Origin of the sequence: Mesorhizobium sp. M0698, assembly GCF_040320455.1 — a bacterium.
Classification (GTDB): domain Bacteria; phylum Pseudomonadota; class Alphaproteobacteria; order Rhizobiales; family Rhizobiaceae; genus Mesorhizobium.
Genome location: NZ_JAMYPQ010000002.1, coordinates 191,370 through 209,488, shown reverse-complemented (window position 1 = coordinate 209,488; position 18,119 = coordinate 191,370). Strand labels below are relative to the sequence as shown.

Here is an 18,119-nt window from a genome sequence, read left to right as displayed (position 1 = left end):
GGCTGCCGCATCTCAGAGCGCCGACAGTTTGAGCTCGATCCGCTCGGCCGGGAAGCGCGACTCCGAAAACTGTATCGGCTGACCGTCGGGCGTGACGTTGACGGCGACCGTCACCAGCACGATGGCGCCGGGCTGCAGCTGGAGGTCCGCAAGGTCGGCGGCATCGGCATGGCGCGCCGACAGCACGGTCGATTGCCTGAGGTAGTCGTCGATGCCGAAACGTGCCAGCGATGCGGTGATCGAACCGGTTTCCGCCATGGCGGCATCGATGCCGGCAAAGCGCCTGGCATCGAACCAGCCGGCCGCGCGAGACACCGGCATTCCATCGGCTTCGCCGCGCGTTTCCAGGCGTATCACATCGGCCCCCGTCGCCAGGCCTAAGCCCTCTGCGACACGACGGTTGGCCGGCTCGATCGATGACGCGAGCAAGGTGATATGCCGCTCGGACGCCTGTCCTTGCAATCCCTCGGAAAAGCGGGTGCGGGCGCCGATCGGATAAGACAGCCGTTTGCGCGACAGCACGAAGGTGCCGCGCCCCTGCTCCGCCCTGAGCACACCCTCCTGCACCAGCGCTGCGATAGCGCTACGCACCGTGTGGCGGTTGACGCCATAGCGTCCGGCCAACGCGATCTCCGGCGGCAGCGCGGCATTCTCGGGAAAATCGCCGGCGGCGATCGAATGCAGGATCTGGTCGGCGATCTGCCGCCACAGCGCGACACCGCTGCGCCGCTCGATGCTGTTGGCTTGTCCGATCATCTCCCGCCCCAATTCCTCGCGCCGATCTTTTGGCCCGTGTCACGTGCCCGTCATGGACACGCGCTAGATAATGGATATAATTTGTATAGTTGTCTATATCAATAGACAAATGAACGCAGACGAGGAGCACCGGCCATGCGAGGACGGGAAGCGCGAGAGCAGGCCGAGCGCAAGGCCGTGATGGCGACGCTGGCGCAATCGGCCGGCGACGACATCGTCCGCCTCTGGGACGAAGCCGGCCTGCCTTGCGAAGCGGAACTTCTGCGTGGCCCCGAAACCGGCCTGGTTACGGTACGCGGCCGCATCGGCGGCGGCGGCGCGCCCTTCAATGTCGGCGAGGCGACGGTCACCCGTGCCACGGTGCGGCTTGCGTCCGGCCATGTCGGCCACTGCTACGCGCTTGGCCGCGACAAGCAGAAGGCAAGGCTGGCTGCAATCGCCGACGCGCTCTGGCAGGATCCTGCCCACCGCAACGAGGTCGAGACCAGGATCGTTGCGCCCTTGCAGGCGGCACTGGCCAAGGCGCGTGAACAGCGCCGCGCCGAGACGGCGGCGACCAAGGTCGATTTCTTCACCATGGTGCGCGGAGAAGACTGATGGATATCGCCACTCAATCCATTGAAGGCGGCTTCGCCGATCCGGTATTCAATGCCCAGACCGTATTCCATGCCGTGATGGACGCGATGGCGCGGCCGGGCAGCGTCCAGCCCTTGCCGGCCCTTGCCCACCCACCGGCGCCGCTGTCGGCCACCGCCGGCGCCGTTGCGCTGGCGCTGTGCGACAACGACACGCCGCTCTGGCTCGACCCGGCTTTGCAGGTGTCGGCGGTGAAATCCTGGCTTGGCTTCCATACCGGCGCGCCGCTGGCCAACACCCCGGCCGACGCGCATTTCGCGCTGATCGCCACGCCGGCCGAGATGATGGCGCTCGACGGGTTTTCGCAAGGCACCCAGGATTATCCCGATCGCTCCACGACGCTGATCCTCGAGGTCGGCGATCTCATCTCCGGCGCTGCGCTGGTGCTCGAAGGCCCGGGCATCGAGAAGACGGCGACGATCGCGCCGGCGCAAATGCCGCGCCATTTCGTCGAGCAATGGAAGCAGAACAACCAGCGCTTTCCCCGCGGTGTCGACATCGTCCTCGCCACCCCTGACAGCGTTGCCTGCCTGCCGCGCACGACGCGCATCAAGATGATGGAGGCGTAGCATGTATGTTGCGGTAAAGGGTGGCGAAGCGGCCATTCGCAACGCCCACAAACTGCTCGCCGACCGCCGGCGCGGCGATCGTTCGGTGCCCGCACTTCGCCTCGACCAGATCGTCGAGCAGCTGGCGCTCGGCGTCGACCGGGTGATGAGCGAAGGTTCGCTCTACGACAGGGAATTGGCGGCACTCGCCATCGTCCAGGCGCGCGGCGACATGATCGAGGCGATCTTCCTGGTTCGCGCCTATCGCACCACGCTGCCGCGTTTCGGCTACACCAGGGCGATCGACACCGGCACGATGCTGGTCGAGCGGCGGGTGTCGGCCACCTACAAGGACCTGCCCGGCGGCCAGTTGCTCGGCCCGACTTTCGACTACACCCACCGGCTGCTCGATCCCGAACTTGCCGCCGGCGGCGATGTCGCCGAGCCGGAGCAGCGTGCAGGCGAGGCGGAAGCCATGCCGCGCGTCTCGGCCATCCTCGCCCGCGAAGGCCTGATCGAGCCCGACGGCGACATGCCTGGGGATCATGTCCCCGGCGACATCACCCGCGAGCCGCTCGAATTCCCGATGGCGCGCGACATCCGCCTGCAGGCGCTGTCGCGCGGCGACGAGGGGTTTCTGCTGGCGCTCGGCTATTCCACCCAGCGCGGCTACGCGCGCAACCATCCCTTCGTCGGCGAGGTTCGCATCGGCGAGGTCGAACTGGAACTGGACGTGCCGGAACTGCCCTTTGCCGTGCCGCTCGGCAGCATCCGCGTCACCGAATGCCAGATGGTCAACCAGTTCAAGGGCTCGGCCAAGGCGCCGCCGCAATTCACCCGCGGCTACGGCCTCGTCTTCGGCCAGAGCGAGCGCAAGGCGATGGCCATGGCACTATGCGACCGCGCGCTGCGCGCCTCGGAGTTGGGCGAGGATGTCATCGCCGCAGCGCAGGACGAGGAGTTCGTCATCTCGCATTCCGACAATGTCCAGGCGACCGGCTTCGTCGAGCATCTGAAGCTGCCGCATTATGTCGACTTCCAGGCCGAACTCGACCTCGTGCGCCGCATGCGCGCCGAGCATGATGCCCGCGAAAATGCCGGCAAGGCCGAAGAAAAGAGGCAGGCAGCGGAATGACTTCAGTTAGCTCCACCACCGTGACCTCCCCCGTCTGGGGAATGGCCTCCGGATCCGCCGTAACCGCTACTGCCGCCAATGGTCTCGCCTTGCGCGCCTTCCCTCGGCTCAGGAAGAACCATTCTTCGAAGCACAAAGGCAACCACCCCGACGAACACCAGCAACAGGATTCCGAGGCGCATCCATCCGGTCGGGGTCATCGGAGCCCAGCCCCTTTTCCGTGTCTTGGAACTCAATTCGGTAGCACAGAGCGGAAGCGATCGCCATGACCGACATCGCCACCTACAACTTCGCCTATCTTGACGAACAGACCAAGCGGATGATCCGTCGGGCGATCCTCAAGGGCATCGCCATTCCTGGCTATCAGGTGCCGTTCGCCTCGCGCGAAATGCCGATGCCCTATGGTTGGGGCACCGGCGGCGTCCAGGTCACCGCTTCGATCATTGGCCCGGACGATGTGCTCAAGGTCATTGACCAGGGCGCCGACGACACCACCAATGCCGTCTCGATCCGCGCCTTCTTCAAGAAGGTCGCCAATGTCGCGGTCACCACCGAGACGGCGAAGGCGACCATCATCCAGACGCGCCACCGCATCCCTGAATATCCGCTGAGTGCCGGTCAGGTGCTGGTCTACCAGGTGCCCATCCCCGAGCCGCTGCGCTTCCTCGAGCCGCGGGAAACGGAGACGCGCAAAATGCATGCGCTGGAGGAATACGGCCTTATGCATGTGAAGCTCTATGAGGACATCGCCAGGCACGGCCGCATCGCCACCACTTATGCCTATCCGGTAAGGGTGGAGGGCCGTTATGTGATGGACCCGTCGCCGACGCCGAAATTCGACAATCCCAAGATGCACCGTTCGCCGGCTTTGCAATTGTTCGGCGCCGGCCGCGAAAAGCGCATCTACGCGCTGCCGCCCTTCACCGATGTGGTCAGCCTCGATTTCGAGGACCATCCGTTCGAGGTGCAGACCTTCGACCAGCCCTGCGCGCTGTGCGCGGCCGAGAACGTCTATCTCGACGAGGTCATCCTCGACGACCATGGCGGCCACATGTTCGTCTGCTCCGACACCGATCATTGCGAGAAGCGGCGCGCGGAAGGCCACCGCGGCCATCTCGCGCCCGAGACCCATCTTGCCCCAGGAAAAACGGAGCCGGCGCAATGACAGACGAACCGCTGCTGCGCGTTTCGGCGCTGTCCAAATTCTACGGCTCGCGCGTCGGCTGCGAGAACGTCACTTTTGACCTCTGGCCGGGCGAAGTGCTGGCGGTGGTCGGCGAATCCGGCTCCGGCAAGACGACTTTGCTCAACTGCCTGTCAACTCGACTGCTGCCCAGCTCCGGCACCGCCAGCTACCGGATGCGCGACGGCCAGTTTCGCGAACTTTACCGCATGAGCGAGGCCGAGCGCCGCTTCCTGATGCGCACCGATTGGGGTTTTGTCCATCAGAACCCGGCCGACGGGCTGCGCATGACGGTGTCGGCCGGCGCCAATGTCGGTGAGCGGCTGATGGCGGTCGGCGACCGTCACTATGGCAGGATCCGCGCAACGGCGGTCGACTGGTTGTCTCGTGTCGAGATCGACGAAGACCGCATCGACGACGAGCCGCGCGCCTTTTCCGGAGGCATGCGCCAGCGCCTGCAGATCGCCCGCAACCTCGTCACCGGGCCGCGGCTGGTGTTCATGGACGAGCCAACCGGCGGCCTCGACGTCTCGGTGCAGGCGCGCCTGCTCGATCTGTTGCGCGGCCTGGTCACCGATCTCGGCCTGGCCGCCATCGTCGTCACCCACGATCTCGCCGTGGCGCGGCTGTTGTCGCAGCGCATGATGGTGATGAAGGACGGCCGCGTCGTCGAAAGCGGCCTCACCGACCGCGTCCTCGACGATCCGCGCGCGCCTTATACCCAGTTGCTTGTCTCCTCGATTCTGCAGGTGTGACGATGATTGTTCCGGCGTACCCCCCTCTGGCCTTCCGGCCATCTCCCCCTCAAGGGGGGAGATTAGCTGCCGCGTACGGTTTCGCCACTCTCCAACGTTGCAGAACGAGCGAGACGGGGAGGCTGCCAATCTCCCCCCTTGAGGGGGAGATGGCCGGCAGGCCAGAGGGGGGTGCTCAGGCGAAGACATTGCGGGCCGGCGAAGCGCCGAACGGGAGAACCCTCTGATGGCAACCCCGCTCGTTGTCTCCGATGTCGCGAAGAGCTTCACCATGCACCTGCGCGACGGCATCAAACTGCCGGTGGTCGCCGGTGTCTCATTCGCGATCAGGGCCAGCGAATGCGCCGTGCTCGGCGGCCCGTCCGGCGCCGGCAAGAGCTCGATCCTGAAAATGCTCTACGGAAATTATGCCGCCGATGAAGGCCAGATCATCGTCCAGCACGAGGGCGGGCTCATCGATCTCGCCTCGGCCAGCCCGCGCACCGTGCTTGCCGTGCGCCGGCTTACCATCGGCTATGTCAGCCAGTTCCTGCGCACCGTGCCGCGTGTCTCCGCGCTCGACGTCGTGGCCGAACCGCTGGTCGAGCGCGGCGAGGAGCGCGAGGTCGCGCACGGCAAGGCACGCGCCTTGCTGGCGCAGCTCAACCTGCCGGAGAAGCTCTGGGCGCTGCCGCCGGCGACGTTCTCCGGCGGTGAACAGCAGCGCGTCAACATCGCGCGCGGCTTCAGCACCGAGCACCCGATCCTGCTGCTCGACGAGCCGACCGCTTCGCTCGACGCCAGGAACCGCGATGTGGTGATTTCCCTGATCGCCGCCAAGAAGGCAGCGGGGGTCGCTTTGCTCGGCATCTTCCACGATCACGACGTGCGTGAGGCGGTCGCCGATCGCGTCATCGACGTGACCGCCTTCGCCGCCGGGAAAATCGCCGCATGACCAGGAAACTGTCGGAGGCGCCGCTGATCCACGAGACGGCGGAAGTCGAGAACTCGACGCTTGGCCGCTGGACCGAGATCGCCGAGCGCTGCCGGGTTTCCGAAAGCACGCTCGGCGACTATTCCTACATGATGCAGGACTGCGGCGTCTGGTGCGCAACGATCGGCAAATTCGCCAACATCGCCGCAAGCGTGCGCATCAACGCTACCAACCATCCGACCTGGCGGCCGACGCTGCACCATTTCACCTATCGCGCCTCCGACTATTGGGATGACGCCGAGCACGAGAGCGAATTCTTCGCCAAGCGCCGCGCCAAACGCGTCACCATCGGCCACGACACCTGGCTCGGCCACGGCTCGACCATCCTGCCGGGCGTCACCGTCGGCGATGGCGCGGCGGTCGGTGCCGGCGCGGTGGTGTCGAAGGACGTCGCGCCCTACACCGTCGTCGCCGGCGTACCGGCCAAGCCGATCCGCGAACGCTTCGACCGCCGCACCGCGGAGCGCTACCAGGCGCTCGCCTGGTGGGACTGGGACCATGCAAGGCTGCGCGCCGCGCTCGACGATTTTCGGGAATTGTCGGCGGAGGCGTTTCTGGAGAAATATGGCGTCTAAGGGATCGTGAACGGTGAATGGTGAATAGTGAATGGCGGGACGGATAGGTTTCGAGGCTTAGGGAAGCCTCTCTTGCCACCATTCACTATTCACTATTCACTATTCACCATTCACCATTCACCATTCACCATTCGAGCTTCTCGCGCCGAGTTGATCCCGCCCCGCTCCAGGCTGTGGGCAGTAACAAAACTGACATCGTTCCGACACTGCAGGTTCATGCGGCTGCGCTAGCCAGGGTAAACAGACCTTCAATTGCGATTGGACTGGAGCCTGCACCATGTCAGCTACGCTCGAAATCCGCGGCGTCACCCGCCGGTTCGGCAAGAACACCGCCGTCAGCAATGTTCACATCGCGATCCCGCAAGGCCAGATGGTCGGCATCATTGGCCGCTCCGGCGCCGGCAAATCGACGCTGCTGCGCATGATTAACCGCCTCATCGATCCCAGCCAGGGATCCATCCTGTTCAACGGCGTCGAGGTCTCCGGGTTGCGCGGCTCGCCGCTCCGGCGATGGCAGCGCGACTGCGCCATGATCTTCCAGCAGTTCAATCTGGTGCCGCGCCTCGATGTGCTGACCAATGTGCTGCTCGGCCGGCTCAACCACCGCTCGACGCTGTCCAACCTGTTTGGCATGTTCTCCCGCGGTGAATGCGCCGAGGCGGTTGCAGCCCTCGAGCGCCTCGACATCGCCCGCACCGCCCTGCAGCCGGCCGGCACGCTTTCCGGCGGCCAGCAGCAGCGCGTTGCGATTGCGCGCGCCATGATGCAGCAGCCGAAGGTGTTGCTGGCGGATGAGCCGATTGCCTCGCTCGATCCGCTCAACGCCAAGGTGGTGATGGATTCGCTGCAGGACATCAATTTGCGCGAGGGCATCACCGTCATCACAAATCTGCATACGCTGGATACGGCCCGCACCTACTGCAACCGCATCATCGGCATGGCCGCCGGCAAGGTCGTCTTCGACGGCCCGCCCGAAGCCCTCAACCGCGAGGCCGTGCGCATGGTCTACGGCGCCGACAGCAATGGCGGCGAAATCTCCGAGGCCATCACCTCCACCAGTGTCACCATCAAACAGAAAATCGCTGCATCCGCCGGACCGCTCGAGCCCGCATTCCCGGGATATTGAGAACGGCCTGATCGCCCGCCCGCGTCAAAGGCACCTGTCAAAAAATTCGAACGCTACCGGCGCGAGGCCGGGACCAACAGGAGAGAGATAATGTTCAGGAAGATGGTTTTTGGCGCCGTTTCATTGCTCGCCATCGCGGCAAGCGCCGCTCACGCCCAGGATATCAAGGAATTCCGCATCGGCATCCTTGGCGGTGAAAACGAAGCGGACCGGCTGCGCAACTTTCAGTGCCTCGCCGATCACCTGAAGTCCGAATTCGGCTTCGAGAAGGTCTCGCTGTTCCCGGCCGCCGACTATGACGGCGTTATCCAGGGCCTGCTCGGCGGCACGCTCGATTTCGCAGAGCTTGGCGCGTCGGGCTATGCCAGCGTCTACCTCAAGGATCCGAACGCCGTGACCCCGATCCTCACCACCCAGCAGACCGACGGCGCGACCGGCTATTATTCGATCGGCCTTGCGCTGAAGTCGTCCGGCATCACCGACATCAAGTCGGCCAAGGGCAAGAAGCTCGGCTATGCCGACCCGGATTCGACCTCCGGCTACCTGATCCCGCTGACCCAGATCCCGAAAGACACCGGCGCTTCGAACGAAACCTTCTTCGCCTCGACACAGTTCAATGGCGGCCACGAGAACAACCTCCTCGCGGTTCGCGACGGCAAGGTCGATGTTGCGGTTGACGATTCCTCTGGCATCGGCGACTTCAAGAACGGCTACACCTCCGGCACCTTCCACAAGGAAGTCGCCAAGGGCGCCGTGGACCCCAACGATTTCGTTGAAGTCTGGCGCTCCGGCTTGATCCCGAACGGCCCGCTGGTCGTGCGCACCGCACTCGGCGGCGACATGAGCGCCAAGCTCGCCAACTTCTTCACCAGCCTGCCGGCCAAGGACAAGCCTTGCTTCGAGGCCATCGAAGGCGGCGATTTCACCGGCTACGTTCCGGTGAAGCCGGACTTCTACAGCGTCATCGTCGAAGCCCGCAAAGCCGCGATCGGCGGCTGACGACAATTGCGGAAAGGGCGGCGTCCAGTAGAGCGACGTGCGTCCACTTGGACGCACAAAGTACGCTCTAACACTTAGATGCCGCATCGTGCTTTCCGAAAGTCGACTTTCGGGCCGATGCGGTCGCCGCCCTTTTTGCGTGTCCGCTCGTGACCCCGTATGACCTTCGCCGCTACAATTCGTTCAGACGCGGTCCGGCAGGCAGCAGACGCCTGGCGACGCCAGACGTCCTTGCGCCGGTTCTACACGGCGCTCGGCATCGGCTCACTGCTTGTCGCCATGTGCACAGCCATGTGGTTCGCCGACGAGGCCAATGCCGGACATTTCTTCGATCGGCTGCCGCACATACTGGATTTCCTTGGTTGGCTTGTTCCCAAGGACTGGAACGACGTCTGGCGGGCGCTGTTCGACATCGCATCGCCGCACGACAAGGGCAGCCAAGAGTTCAACTTCCCGCTTGGCCGCGTCTATCTCTGGGGCGGCTTTTATCTACCCGAATATTTCGAGCTGATGCTCACCACGCTTAACGTGGCGCTGGTTTCCACTTTCATCGGCTTTGTCTTTGCGGTGCCCTTTTCCTTCATCGCCGCGCGCAACTTGACGCCCAGTCCGATGCTCAGGCTCGTCGTCAAGCGCTTCATGGAACTGCTTCGCGCCTTCCCCGAGATCGTCATTGCCGGCCTGTTCGCAGCCATCCTCTCGACCGGCCCGGTCGCAGCCATCATCGCCATCGGCCTGCATTCCATCGGCGCCCTCGGCAAGCTCTTCTACGAGATCAACGAAAACATCGACATGCGCGCCGAAGAAGGCCTGCGCGCCGTCGGCGCCAACTGGTTCGAGCGCGTGCGCTTTGCCGGCCTGCCGCAAGTGCTGCCCAATTTCATGTCCTACACGCTGCTCAGGATCGAGATCAATGTGCGTATCTCGACCATTATCGGCGCGGTCGGCGGTGGCGGCATCGGCGAGGAACTGAAGCTCTCCATCTCGCGCGGCTTCGGCGCCAAGACGCTGGCATTGGTGCTGCTGCTGTTCACGACGATCTTCCTCGTCGACCAGTTTTCCGCCTGGCTACGCCGCAAGCTCGTCGGCGAGCAGGCATTCATGATGGGTGCCTGACCATGATCCCAAAAAGTGGATTCCGGTTTTTGGAAAAGATCATGGCAAATCAACAAGAAGACTGCCCATGGCCGCAATGACCGCCGATCAGATGCGGTCGATCGAGGAGCGCTTTCCCCAAGCGTTCCGGCGGCCCTTGTACAAACGCTTCGGCCCGCTGGTCCTGTTCACCGGCATCCTGCTCTATCTCCTCTACGCCTTGTGGTTCTTCAGCCTGCCGCAAGTGCTGAGGGAATCGCACTGGGAGCGCCTGCCGCTCTTCCTGACGCAATGGATCAGCTACGATCTGCAGCCGGAATTCCGTCTCGACCAGCCTCAGATCACACCCAGATATCCGCGTTTTTCGGCGCTCGGCGAAGACCCGCATCCCGATTGGGTCATCACCAACGCCAACGGCTCCTACACCATCCTGATCGACGGCCGGGCCAAATCGGTCACCTTCGACAAGACCGAAGCGACGCTGGTCGCCAATGGCCAGACGGTGCCGGTGTCCTTGGCCAGCGGCAAACCGGTAATATCCGGCCCGGTGCCGGAGTGGATCACCGTGCATGACGATGAGATCGTCGCCAGGATGGGCTTTGCCGGCGAGGTCCGTATAACCGTCGATCGCGTCAAGGTCCGCAAACGCTTTCTCGGCTGGGCGAATTTCGTCTTCGACACACGCTCGCCCTTCTTCGGCAAGTCGCCCGGCGAGGTGGTCTCGTTGCTGATGTCCGGACCCCAGCTCAAGCCGGGCACATCAAACATTGCGCTGGCCGCCGACAATATCTGGAACAACGCCCAATGGCAGCATGGCGACGTCTGGACGAAGCTGTTCCAGACCATCGTCATGGCGTTTCTCGGCACCTTGCTCGGCGGCATCGTTGCCTTCCCGCTCGCCTTCTTCGCCGCCCGCAACATCACCCCGAGCGGCCTGCTTAGCCAGGTGCTAAAGCGGTTCTTCGATTTCATGCGTTCGGTCGACATGCTGATCTGGGCGCTGTTCTTCACCCGCGCCTTCGGCCCGGGCCCGCTTGCCGGCAGCGCCGCGATTTTCTTCACCGAGATCGGCACGCTCGGCAAAGTCTATTCGGAAGGCCTCGAGAACATCGACGACAAGCCACGCGAGGGCATCCAGTCGACCGGCGCCAATGGCTTGCTGGTGCAGCGCTATGGCGTGCTGCCGGAAGTGATCCCGGTCTTCATCAGCCAGACACTCTATCAGTGGGAATCCAACACCAGGGGCGCGACGATCATCGGCGCCGTCGGTGCCGGTGGCATCGGCCTGAAGCTCTGGGAGGCGATGCGCACCAATTCCAACTGGGCCAATGTCTTCTACATGGTGCTCTTGGTCCTGCTCGTCGTTTTCATCTTCGACAGCATTTCCAATTTCCTGCGCCGCCGCTTGAGCAGGACGATCCACGACTACAACCGGATCCAGGCCGGCCAGAGGTGATCCCTCGCCAGAAGCCGGCGGGACAGCGCCCCCCTCTGCCCTGCCGGGCATCTCCCCCACGAGGGGGGAGATTGGCAGCTTCGCCGTCGGCACCTCTTTTGCAACGTTGGAGATCGGCTAAAGCGGAGATGACGACCGATCTCCCCCCAAGTGGGGGAGATGTCCGGCAGGACAGAGGGGGGCGCGAAGGATCGCCGACACTCGTCGGTCGAAAGGCGCCAACCTGCGGCCTACGTGGCCGCCTTCCTCCATCCGTTCCTGATATGCCTGTACCCCTCCCGATAAACCGCTTCCGGGCTCTCGGAAAAGTCGCGCCACACCTTGGTGGCCGCGGCCAAATCCTTCAGCGAACGCCCGAACGCCTCGATCGTCAGCCAATCGTCGTAGCCGCTCTTGCGAATGGCGGAGAAAGTCTCCTTCCAGGGGACGTGGCCGCGGCCCGGCACGCCGCGATCGTTCTCCGAAATATGGATATGGACGATGTTCTTGCGGTTGCGCGTATAGGCGCCGATCGGGTCGGTCTCTTCGATGTTGGCGTGGAAGGTGTCGTACATCGCCTTGATGTGCGGCCGGTCGATCGCGTCGATATGCGCCGACAAATCGTCCATCGTGTTGAGCAGATAGCATTCGAAGCGGTTGAGCGCCTCCAGCCCGATGGTGACACCCTTGTTGCCGGCATGGTCACCGATGGCGCGCTGCGAAGCGATCGAACGTTTTTTCTCGGCCGCCGTCGGCCCGCTGCCGGAGAAGGCCCCGAGTGTCGAATGCAGCGGGCCGCTCAACGTGTTCGCGCCAAGCGCCTGAGCGCAGTCGATCGCCGATTTCATGTAGTCGATCCCGGCCTTGCGCGTCGAGGCGTCGGCCGAGATCAGGTTCATCGCCGGATCGCCCATCGCCGAGACGGCGGTGCGTTGCAGCCCGATGCGGTCGAGCAGCTCACCGAGCTTCTTGTAGTCGTCCGGCGTGCCGGAGAAGACCGGTATCTCGACGCCGTCGAAGCCGGTCGCCTTGATATCCCTCAACAACGGCTCGTGTTTTTTCGTGACACTGGTCGTCCACAACAACATGCACATGCCGATTTTCATCGACGCCCCTCCCCTTCATTCGCTCGATCGCCGGAGGGGTGGTGAGATTCAGGTCAGGCCGAGCCGAAAATGGTGGGTTCCGAGAACCGGAGCGGAGCGTACTTTTGGTACATGAGCACCGGAAGCGCAGGAAACTGCCATTTGCAGGCCGGTCTCACCTGAATATCACCACCCCTTCAGAGCTTCGTCCACGCTCCATTCTTCTTCGCCGATTTCACGCAGGCCTCGATGAAGGCCATGCCTTCGACGCCGTCTTGCACAGTTGGGAAAACGACATCCTTAGCCGGCTTGCCGCCCTTCCTCCGTGCCGCGCGAATGGCCCGCGCTGCCTCCTGGTAGATATTGGCGAAGCCTTCGAGATAGCCTTCCGGATGGCCTGGCGGAACGCGGCTGACGCGACTGGCGACGGGCAGCGCGCCGGCGCCATTGCGGGTGATCAATTGCTTCGGCTGGCCGAACGGCGTGTACCAGAGATAGTTCGGGTCGGCCTGCACCCATTCGAGGCCGCCCTTCGAGCCGTAGATGCGCAATTTCAACCCGTTCTCGTGGCCGGGCGCCACCTGGCTTGCCCAGATCATTCCCTTGGCCGGGTGCGACCCGCCGACCGGCTTGAAGCGCAGCAGCACATTGATGTTGTCGTCGAGCAGCCTCCCCGGCACGAAGGCATCGAGATCGGCCGACAACGAATCGAGCTCCAGCCCGGAGACGAAACGGGCCAGGTTGTAGGCATGCGTGCCGATATCGCCCAGCGCACCGCCGGCACCCGCCTGCTTCGGGTCAGAGCGCCATGCTGCCTGCTTCTGGCCGGTGGCGGCCAGGTCTTCGGTCAGCCAGTCCTGCGGATATTCCGACTGCACGATGCGGATATCGCCGAGCTGTCCCTTGGCCACCATCTCGCGTGCCTGCCGCACCATCGGATAGGCGGTGTAGTTATGCGTCAGCACGAACACCTTGCCGGTCTTTTCGACCAGCGCCGCCAGCCTCTTTGCCTCGGCCAGCGTCGTCGCCAGTGGCTTGTCGCAGATGACGTGGATGCCGGCCTCGAGAAAAGCTTTGGCGGCCGGCACGTGCACATTGTTCGGCGTGACGATGGCCACCACCTCGATGCCATCCGGCCGCTTGGCCTCCGCCTTGGCCATCTCGGCATAGGAGCCGTAGCTGCGCGCCGGATCGAGCCCAAGCTCGGCCGCCGAGGCCTTGGCGCGCTCCGGATTCGACGACAAGGCGCCGGCAACCAGCACGAACTCGTTATCAATGCGCGCCGCGATGCGGTGCACCGCGCCGATAAAGGCGCCTTGTCCGCCGCCAACCATGCCGTAGCGGATCGGACCGCCTCCCGTTTCCGTCTTCGATGCGCCAACCATGATTTTCTCCCTCGTCACTGAAATACCCCTCTCTTGAGGGGAAGGTGGCCCGCAGGGCCGGGTGGAGTCGATTCATGCCGAGCTCTACGCCCAGCGACCCCACCCCGATCCGCTGCGCGGATCGACCCTCCCCTCGAGGGGGAGGGATATCTGTGCTAGATCCCCATCATGCCGCGCAGCACCTTTTTATCGGTCGTGCCGCCGGCGAAGTCGTCGAATGCTTTTTCCGTCACCCTGATGATGTGGTGCTGGATGAAGGGGGCGCCTTCGGCAGCACCATCCTCCGGGTGCTTGAGGCAGCATTCCCATTCCAGCACCGCCCATGAATCATAATTGTATTGGGTGAGCTTGGAGAAGATGCCGCCGAAATCCACCTGCCCGTCGCCGAGCGAGCGGAAACGCCCGGCACGGTTGGTCCAGCTCTGGTAACCGGAATAGACGCCTTGCCGGCCGGTCGGATTGAACTCGGCATCCTTGACGTGGAACGCCTTGATCCGCTCGTGGTAGATGTCGATGAATTCGAGATAGTCGAGCTGCTGCAGCAGGAAGTGCGATGGGTCGTAGTTGATGTTGCAGCGTCTGTGGCCGCCGACTGCCTCGAGGAACATCTCGAACGTCGCGCCGTCGAACACGTCCTCGCACGGATGGATTTCGTAGCCGACATCGACGCCGTTCTCGTCATAGACGTCGAGGATCGGCTTCCAGCGCTTGCCGAGTTCGGCAAACGCTTCCTCGATCAACCCCGCCGGCCGCTGCGGCCACGGGTAGACATAAGGGAAAACCAGGGCACCACAAAACGACACCGACGCCTTGAGCCCGAGGTTATTCGACGCCTTGGCGCCGAGCTTCATCTGCTCGACCGCCCATTGCTGCCTGGCTTTCGGGTTGTTGTGCACCGCAGCCGGCGCGAAACCATCGAACTGCGCGTCGTAGGCCGGATGCACCGCCACCAGTTGCCCCTGCAGGTGCGTCGACAGTTCGGTGATCTCGACGCCGGCATCGGCGCAGATGCCCTTCACCTCGTCGCAATAGGCCTTGGAGGAGGCTGCCTTCTCGAGATCGAACAATCGGGCGTCCCATGTCGGGATCTGCACGCCCTTGTAGCCCAGACCAGCCGCCCATTTGGTGATCGAGGCCAGCGAATTGAACGGCGCGGCGTCGCCCGCAAACTGCGCCAGGAACAGACCAGGCCCCTTCATCGTCGTCGGCATCGGCATCTCCCTATGTTTCACGACCAAGCATAGCGCCGATTGAAAACAGGGCCAGCGTCTTTGGTCTCTTTGCACAGCGCGCTCAGCGCCGCTATTCTGGTATTACCAAATGACGAAATCTGGTCAAGCCATTTGACGCGCTGCCGCAGTCTTGCAACCATGCCGAGTTAAGCCACATATTTAAGCATAATCAATAGTCTAGCTAGGAGCTAACGCTTGATGGCAGCACTTCTTGCCGTCCAGATGAAATTACTGTAGACCTCCCATCAAGCCCAATTGGTCGAACCAGTTTGCAAAAAATGCTGGGACGCCTTGGGGAGGAATCATGCGGCACGCCTCGGCAGAGTGCGCCGCAGGCGAACTGGTACAGGCGATTCTGGGAAGGATAGACCATGCATCTTTCGACGCACAATTGGATGCGGGCGGAGCCGCTGGAAACGACGCTCAAGCGCATCAAGAAATTCGGCTACGAGTCGATCGAGATCTCCGGCGAACCCGAACAGTACAAGCCCAAGGAGACGCGCGCACTGTTGAACGAGTACGGCATTCGCTGCTGGGGAGCGGTGACGCTGATGCTGGGCGAGCGCAATCTCGCCGCCAAGGACCAGGGCCAGCGCGAGCGCTCGGTGCAGTATGTCAAGGACGTGCTGACCATGGTCAGCGAACTTGATGGCGAGATCATCACGCTGGTTCCGGCCACCGTCGGCAAGGTGGTGCCGGACGGCACCGAGGAAGAGGAGTGGAAATGGGTGGTCGACGCCACCCGGGAATGCTTCACCCACGCCAAGAAGGTCGGCGTCAAGATCGCGGTCGAGCCGCTCAACCGCTTCGAGACCTATCTGTTCAACCGCGGCGCCCAGGCACTGGCGCTGGCCGATGCGGTCAGTCCCGAATGCGGCGTCTGCCTCGACGCCTACCACATCCACATGGAAGAATTTAACGTCTACGACGCCATCCGGCAGGTCGGCAAGCGCCTGTACGACTTCCATGTCGCCGAAAACAACCGCTTCGCCGCCGGCCTCGGGCAGATCGACTGGCCGAAGATCGTCGGCACGCTGAAGGAGATCGGCTATGACGGCGCGCTGACCAATGAATTCGTCGCCCCCGTCGACCGCACGCCGGCTGCCCCCTATCCCGACATGGTCGAACGCAACCCCGTCGACATCTCGCCGGAGCAGCTGAAGTTCATTCAGGACCACGGCTCCAGCGTGCTCACGGAGAAATTCTACACCGACCAGATGCGCATCAACGCGGAAACGCTGCTGCCGCTGATCAAGTAGCCGAGCCGTTTGGAAAAGCCCTTCCGCCTCACCGCGGCCGGGCCGAGGATGAACATGCGCATCAAGACGGTCCAAGCCTGGTGGGTCCGCATACCGATCGAAGCCGCGAAGCAGCACCGCAGCGACTTCGGTCAGGTGGCGACGTTCGACGCCGCCATCCTGCGCATCGAAACCGACGACGGGCTGGTCGGCTGGGGCGAAGGCAAGAATGCCGCCGGCAGCGCCGGCAGTTACGGCGCCCTTGTCCATTTGCTGAACTACGAAGTCGGCCCGCAGCTGGTCGGCCGCGACCCGGCTGACATCGGCGTCATCTGGGAGATGCTCTATAATGGCACGCGCCACGACAGCGCCGCTCGCGCCGGCCACGCCATGCCGCAATTGGCGCGACGCGGCATGAGCATCGCGGCTATCAGCGCCGTCGACATCGCATTGTGGGACATTCTCGGCAAATCACTCGGCGTTCCGGTCTGGCGACTGCTCGGCGGCCGCAAGCTGGACCGCATGCCGGCCTATGCTTCCGGCGGCTGGGCCACTGCGGAAGCCATCGGCGACCAGCTGCAGTCCTACATCGCCAAGGGCGGTTTCAAGGCGCTGAAGATGCGCGTCGGCGCCATGGACGGCGCCCCACATATCTCGGCCGCTCGCGTCCGTGCCGCCAGACGAGCGCTCGGTCCCGATATCGACCTGATGGTCGACGCGCACGGCACCTACACGGTGGCCGAAGCCAAGCGCTTTATCCATCTCGCCGGCGACCTCGATCTCGCCTGGTTCGAGGAGCCGGTGATCGCCGACGACAAGCCCGGCATGGCCGAGGTGCGCGCCTGCGGTTCGATCCCGATCGCCACCGGCGAAAGCGAGGCGACACGCTATGCCTTCCGCGACCTCGCCGTGCTCAAATCCGCCGATATCTTCCAGCCGGATCCGGCCTTTTGCGGTGGCATCAGCGAGGCGATGAAGATCGGCACCATCGCCAGCGCCTTCAATCTGCGCTTTGCGCCGCATCTTTGGGCCGGCGCGCCCTGCTTCTTTGCCGGCCTGCATGTCTGCGCCGCTTCGCCGGCGAGCTTCACCGTCGAATATTCGCTCGGCGCCAACCCGATGATCCACGATCTGATCGAAGAGACTGTCGAAGCAAAGGACGGTATGGTAGCGATCCCTGATAGACCCGGGCTGGGATTCACCATTTCGGAGCGGTTCCTGGAGGCGCACGCGCAACACGGCTGACATGAAAGAAAAGAACCTTCTCGCGGAACTCGCCGCCTATCTGTTCTCCCATTCGGACAAGGAGACGGGCCGCACGCCGTCGGAGCGCGAACTGGCAGAGCATTTCAGCGTCAGCCGCGGCCAGATCCGCGAGGCGCTGGCCATTCTCGAGGCCATGCGCATCGTCGAGCGACGGGCGAAATCCGGCATCTACATCGATACGAAGCAGGCGAGCGTCGAGGCGATGGCGCTGTTCGCCCGCGCCGGCCTGCCGCTCGATCCCGTCCAGATCTACGAGACGGTCGAGTTGCGCAAGATCCACGAGATCAAGGCCGCCGAACTTGCCTGTTCACGCGCCACCGAGGAGAATTTCGAGCGGCTGCGCGAGATCCTGAAGGCCTCCGAGGATCGCATCGCCGCCGGTGAAGGGCTTGCCCGGGAAGACCGCGAGTTCCACCTCGAGATCGTGCGGGCGACCAAGAACAGCGTCTTCCACAATATCTGCAGCGTCTACTACATGATGGGTGAGCTGCGCCTGCCGATCTATTTCAACGATCCCGAACGCAGCGTGCGCTCCCATGCCGAGCATATCCAGATCTACGAGGCGCTGCTGCGCCGCGACGGCAATCTCGCCCAGGCGCTGATGAGCGCCCACCTGCAAGGCGCGGAAAGCTACTGGAAGGGGCTGATCGAGGGGCGTGGGGCGGAACCGGAAAGCCCTGCGCTCGAAAAGGCCTGA

18 protein-coding genes are annotated in these 18,119 nt (G+C 63.6%); 14 read left to right on the top strand and 4 right to left on the bottom strand.

Annotated elements, in window-relative coordinates:
• Positions 1 to 12: 12 nt before the first annotated feature.
• Entirely contained in the window at positions 13 to 756 is a 744-nt protein-coding gene (phnF, locus tag NKI16_RS05630; RefSeq protein WP_352620212.1) for a phosphonate metabolism transcriptional regulator PhnF, read from the bottom strand.
• 135 nt (positions 757 to 891) lie between these two features.
• Here phnF and phnG point away from each other — a divergent pair, with 135 nt between their 5' ends.
• The 11 genes from phnG to phnE (NKI16_RS05575) all read left to right on the top strand — a co-directional run bounded on the left by phnG (position 892) and on the right by phnE (NKI16_RS05575) (position 11,237).
• On the top strand, positions 892 to 1,353 hold the full coding sequence (phnG, locus tag NKI16_RS05625) for a phosphonate C-P lyase system protein PhnG (RefSeq protein ID WP_352613115.1): 462 nt from the start codon (positions 892 to 894) through the stop codon (positions 1,351 to 1,353).
• Positions 1,353 to 1,961: a phosphonate C-P lyase system protein PhnH gene (gene phnH / locus NKI16_RS05620; RefSeq protein WP_352922322.1), complete on the top strand. Its 609-nt coding sequence runs from the start codon at positions 1,353 to 1,355 to the stop codon at positions 1,959 to 1,961. The genes phnG and phnH overlap by 1 nt, the downstream gene beginning before the upstream one ends.
• 1 nt (position 1,962) lies before the next feature.
• Positions 1,963 to 3,075, top strand: a complete 1,113-nt coding sequence (locus NKI16_RS05615) for a carbon-phosphorus lyase complex subunit (RefSeq protein ID WP_352620208.1) — start codon at positions 1,963 to 1,965, stop codon at positions 3,073 to 3,075.
• 265 nt (positions 3,076 to 3,340) lie between these two features.
• Positions 3,341 to 4,240: an alpha-D-ribose 1-methylphosphonate 5-phosphate C-P-lyase PhnJ gene (locus NKI16_RS05610; RefSeq protein ID WP_352642452.1), complete on the top strand. Its 900-nt coding sequence runs from the start codon at positions 3,341 to 3,343 to the stop codon at positions 4,238 to 4,240.
• Positions 4,237 to 5,013: a phosphonate C-P lyase system protein PhnK gene (gene phnK, locus NKI16_RS05605; RefSeq protein ID WP_140536281.1), complete on the top strand. Its 777-nt coding sequence runs from the start codon at positions 4,237 to 4,239 to the stop codon at positions 5,011 to 5,013. The genes NKI16_RS05610 and phnK overlap by 4 nt, the downstream gene beginning before the upstream one ends.
• 226 nt (positions 5,014 to 5,239) lie before the next feature.
• Positions 5,240 to 5,947 (top strand): phosphonate C-P lyase system protein PhnL, encoded by a 708-nt coding sequence (gene phnL, locus NKI16_RS05600; protein ID WP_352620204.1) that lies wholly within the window; start codon positions 5,240 to 5,242, stop codon positions 5,945 to 5,947.
• Positions 5,944 to 6,561, top strand: a complete 618-nt coding sequence (locus NKI16_RS05595) for a DapH/DapD/GlmU-related protein (RefSeq protein WP_352620202.1) — start codon at positions 5,944 to 5,946, stop codon at positions 6,559 to 6,561. Before phnL ends, NKI16_RS05595 begins: the two co-directional genes overlap by 4 nt.
• Before the next feature lie 277 nt (positions 6,562 to 6,838).
• Positions 6,839 to 7,687, top strand: a complete 849-nt coding sequence (phnC, locus tag NKI16_RS05590) for a phosphonate ABC transporter ATP-binding protein (protein WP_352620200.1) — start codon at positions 6,839 to 6,841, stop codon at positions 7,685 to 7,687.
• A 90-nt stretch (positions 7,688 to 7,777) separates the two neighbouring features.
• The gene (phnD, locus tag NKI16_RS05585) at positions 7,778 to 8,686 is read left to right on the top strand and encodes a phosphonate ABC transporter substrate-binding protein (protein WP_352620198.1); all 909 of its coding nucleotides are present in this window, start codon (positions 7,778 to 7,780) and stop codon (positions 8,684 to 8,686) included.
• Positions 8,687 to 8,845: 159 nt separating this feature from the next.
• On the top strand, positions 8,846 to 9,802 hold the full coding sequence (gene phnE / locus NKI16_RS05580; RefSeq protein WP_352620196.1) for a phosphonate ABC transporter, permease protein PhnE: 957 nt from the start codon (positions 8,846 to 8,848) through the stop codon (positions 9,800 to 9,802).
• Between the two features lie 67 nt (positions 9,803 to 9,869).
• Positions 9,870 to 11,237, top strand: a complete 1,368-nt coding sequence (gene phnE, locus NKI16_RS05575; RefSeq protein WP_352620194.1) for a phosphonate ABC transporter, permease protein PhnE — start codon at positions 9,870 to 9,872, stop codon at positions 11,235 to 11,237.
• Between the two features lie 230 nt (positions 11,238 to 11,467).
• Here phnE (NKI16_RS05575) and NKI16_RS05570 read toward each other — a convergent pair whose 3' ends face one another.
• The 3 genes from NKI16_RS05570 to NKI16_RS05560 form a co-directional block, all read right to left on the bottom strand.
• On the bottom strand, positions 11,468 to 12,322 hold the full coding sequence (locus NKI16_RS05570; RefSeq protein ID WP_352620192.1) for a sugar phosphate isomerase/epimerase family protein: 855 nt from the start codon (positions 12,320 to 12,322) through the stop codon (positions 11,468 to 11,470).
• 176 nt (positions 12,323 to 12,498) lie between these two features.
• On the bottom strand, positions 12,499 to 13,686 hold the full coding sequence (locus NKI16_RS05565; protein WP_352620190.1) for a Gfo/Idh/MocA family protein: 1,188 nt from the start codon (positions 13,684 to 13,686) through the stop codon (positions 12,499 to 12,501).
• Between the two features lie 155 nt (positions 13,687 to 13,841).
• Positions 13,842 to 14,897 (bottom strand): sugar phosphate isomerase/epimerase family protein, encoded by a 1,056-nt coding sequence (locus tag NKI16_RS05560; RefSeq protein ID WP_352620188.1) that lies wholly within the window; start codon positions 14,895 to 14,897, stop codon positions 13,842 to 13,844.
• Positions 14,898 to 15,289: 392 nt separating this feature from the next.
• On the opposite strand from NKI16_RS05560, the gene NKI16_RS05555 reads away from it, so the two are divergent.
• The 3 genes from NKI16_RS05555 to NKI16_RS05545 are packed head-to-tail and all read left to right on the top strand — an operon-like array spanning position 15,290 to position 18,119.
• Positions 15,290 to 16,177 (top strand): sugar phosphate isomerase/epimerase family protein, encoded by an 888-nt coding sequence (locus NKI16_RS05555; RefSeq protein ID WP_352620186.1) that lies wholly within the window; start codon positions 15,290 to 15,292, stop codon positions 16,175 to 16,177.
• 54 nt (positions 16,178 to 16,231) lie between these two features.
• Positions 16,232 to 17,401 carry a mandelate racemase/muconate lactonizing enzyme family protein gene (locus NKI16_RS05550; RefSeq protein ID WP_352474076.1) on the top strand — a complete coding sequence of 390 codons (1,170 nt, stop codon included), beginning with the start codon at positions 16,232 to 16,234 and terminating at the stop codon, positions 17,399 to 17,401.
• 1 nt (position 17,402) lies between these two features.
• Positions 17,403 to 18,119 carry a FadR/GntR family transcriptional regulator gene (locus NKI16_RS05545; protein WP_292661187.1) on the top strand — a complete coding sequence of 239 codons (717 nt, stop codon included), beginning with the start codon at positions 17,403 to 17,405 and terminating at the stop codon, positions 18,117 to 18,119.

Excerpts from the sequence above, each read along its gene's own strand:
- phnF (WP_352620212.1), bottom strand. The coding sequence starts at position 756 with ATGATCGGACAAGCCAACAGCATCGAGCGGCGCAGCGGTGTCGCGCTG.
- NKI16_RS05570 (WP_352620192.1), bottom strand. The coding sequence starts at position 12,322 with ATGAAAATCGGCATGTGCATGTTGTTGTGGACGACCAGTGTCACGAAA.
- NKI16_RS05615 (WP_352620208.1), top strand. The coding sequence starts at position 1,963 with ATGTATGTTGCGGTAAAGGGTGGCGAAGCGGCCATTCGCAACGCCCAC.
- phnE (WP_352620196.1), top strand. The coding sequence starts at position 8,846 with ATGACCTTCGCCGCTACAATTCGTTCAGACGCGGTCCGGCAGGCAGCA.
- NKI16_RS05560 (WP_352620188.1), bottom strand. The coding sequence starts at position 14,897 with ATGCCGACGACGATGAAGGGGCCTGGTCTGTTCCTGGCGCAGTTTGCG.
- phnK (WP_140536281.1), top strand. The coding sequence starts at position 4,237 with ATGACAGACGAACCGCTGCTGCGCGTTTCGGCGCTGTCCAAATTCTAC.
- phnL (WP_352620204.1), top strand. The coding sequence starts at position 5,240 with ATGGCAACCCCGCTCGTTGTCTCCGATGTCGCGAAGAGCTTCACCATG.
- phnH (WP_352922322.1), top strand. The coding sequence starts at position 1,353 with ATGGATATCGCCACTCAATCCATTGAAGGCGGCTTCGCCGATCCGGTA.
- phnG (WP_352613115.1), top strand. The coding sequence starts at position 892 with ATGCGAGGACGGGAAGCGCGAGAGCAGGCCGAGCGCAAGGCCGTGATG.
- phnD (WP_352620198.1), top strand. The coding sequence starts at position 7,778 with ATGTTCAGGAAGATGGTTTTTGGCGCCGTTTCATTGCTCGCCATCGCG.
- NKI16_RS05595 (WP_352620202.1), top strand. The coding sequence starts at position 5,944 with ATGACCAGGAAACTGTCGGAGGCGCCGCTGATCCACGAGACGGCGGAA.
- NKI16_RS05550 (WP_352474076.1), top strand. The coding sequence starts at position 16,232 with ATGCGCATCAAGACGGTCCAAGCCTGGTGGGTCCGCATACCGATCGAA.
- NKI16_RS05610 (WP_352642452.1), top strand. The coding sequence starts at position 3,341 with ATGACCGACATCGCCACCTACAACTTCGCCTATCTTGACGAACAGACC.
- NKI16_RS05555 (WP_352620186.1), top strand. The coding sequence starts at position 15,290 with ATGCATCTTTCGACGCACAATTGGATGCGGGCGGAGCCGCTGGAAACG.
- NKI16_RS05565 (WP_352620190.1), bottom strand. The coding sequence starts at position 13,686 with ATGGTTGGCGCATCGAAGACGGAAACGGGAGGCGGTCCGATCCGCTAC.
- phnC (WP_352620200.1), top strand. The coding sequence starts at position 6,839 with ATGTCAGCTACGCTCGAAATCCGCGGCGTCACCCGCCGGTTCGGCAAG.
- phnE (WP_352620194.1), top strand. The coding sequence starts at position 9,870 with ATGGCCGCAATGACCGCCGATCAGATGCGGTCGATCGAGGAGCGCTTT.
- NKI16_RS05545 (WP_292661187.1), top strand. The coding sequence starts at position 17,403 with ATGAAAGAAAAGAACCTTCTCGCGGAACTCGCCGCCTATCTGTTCTCC.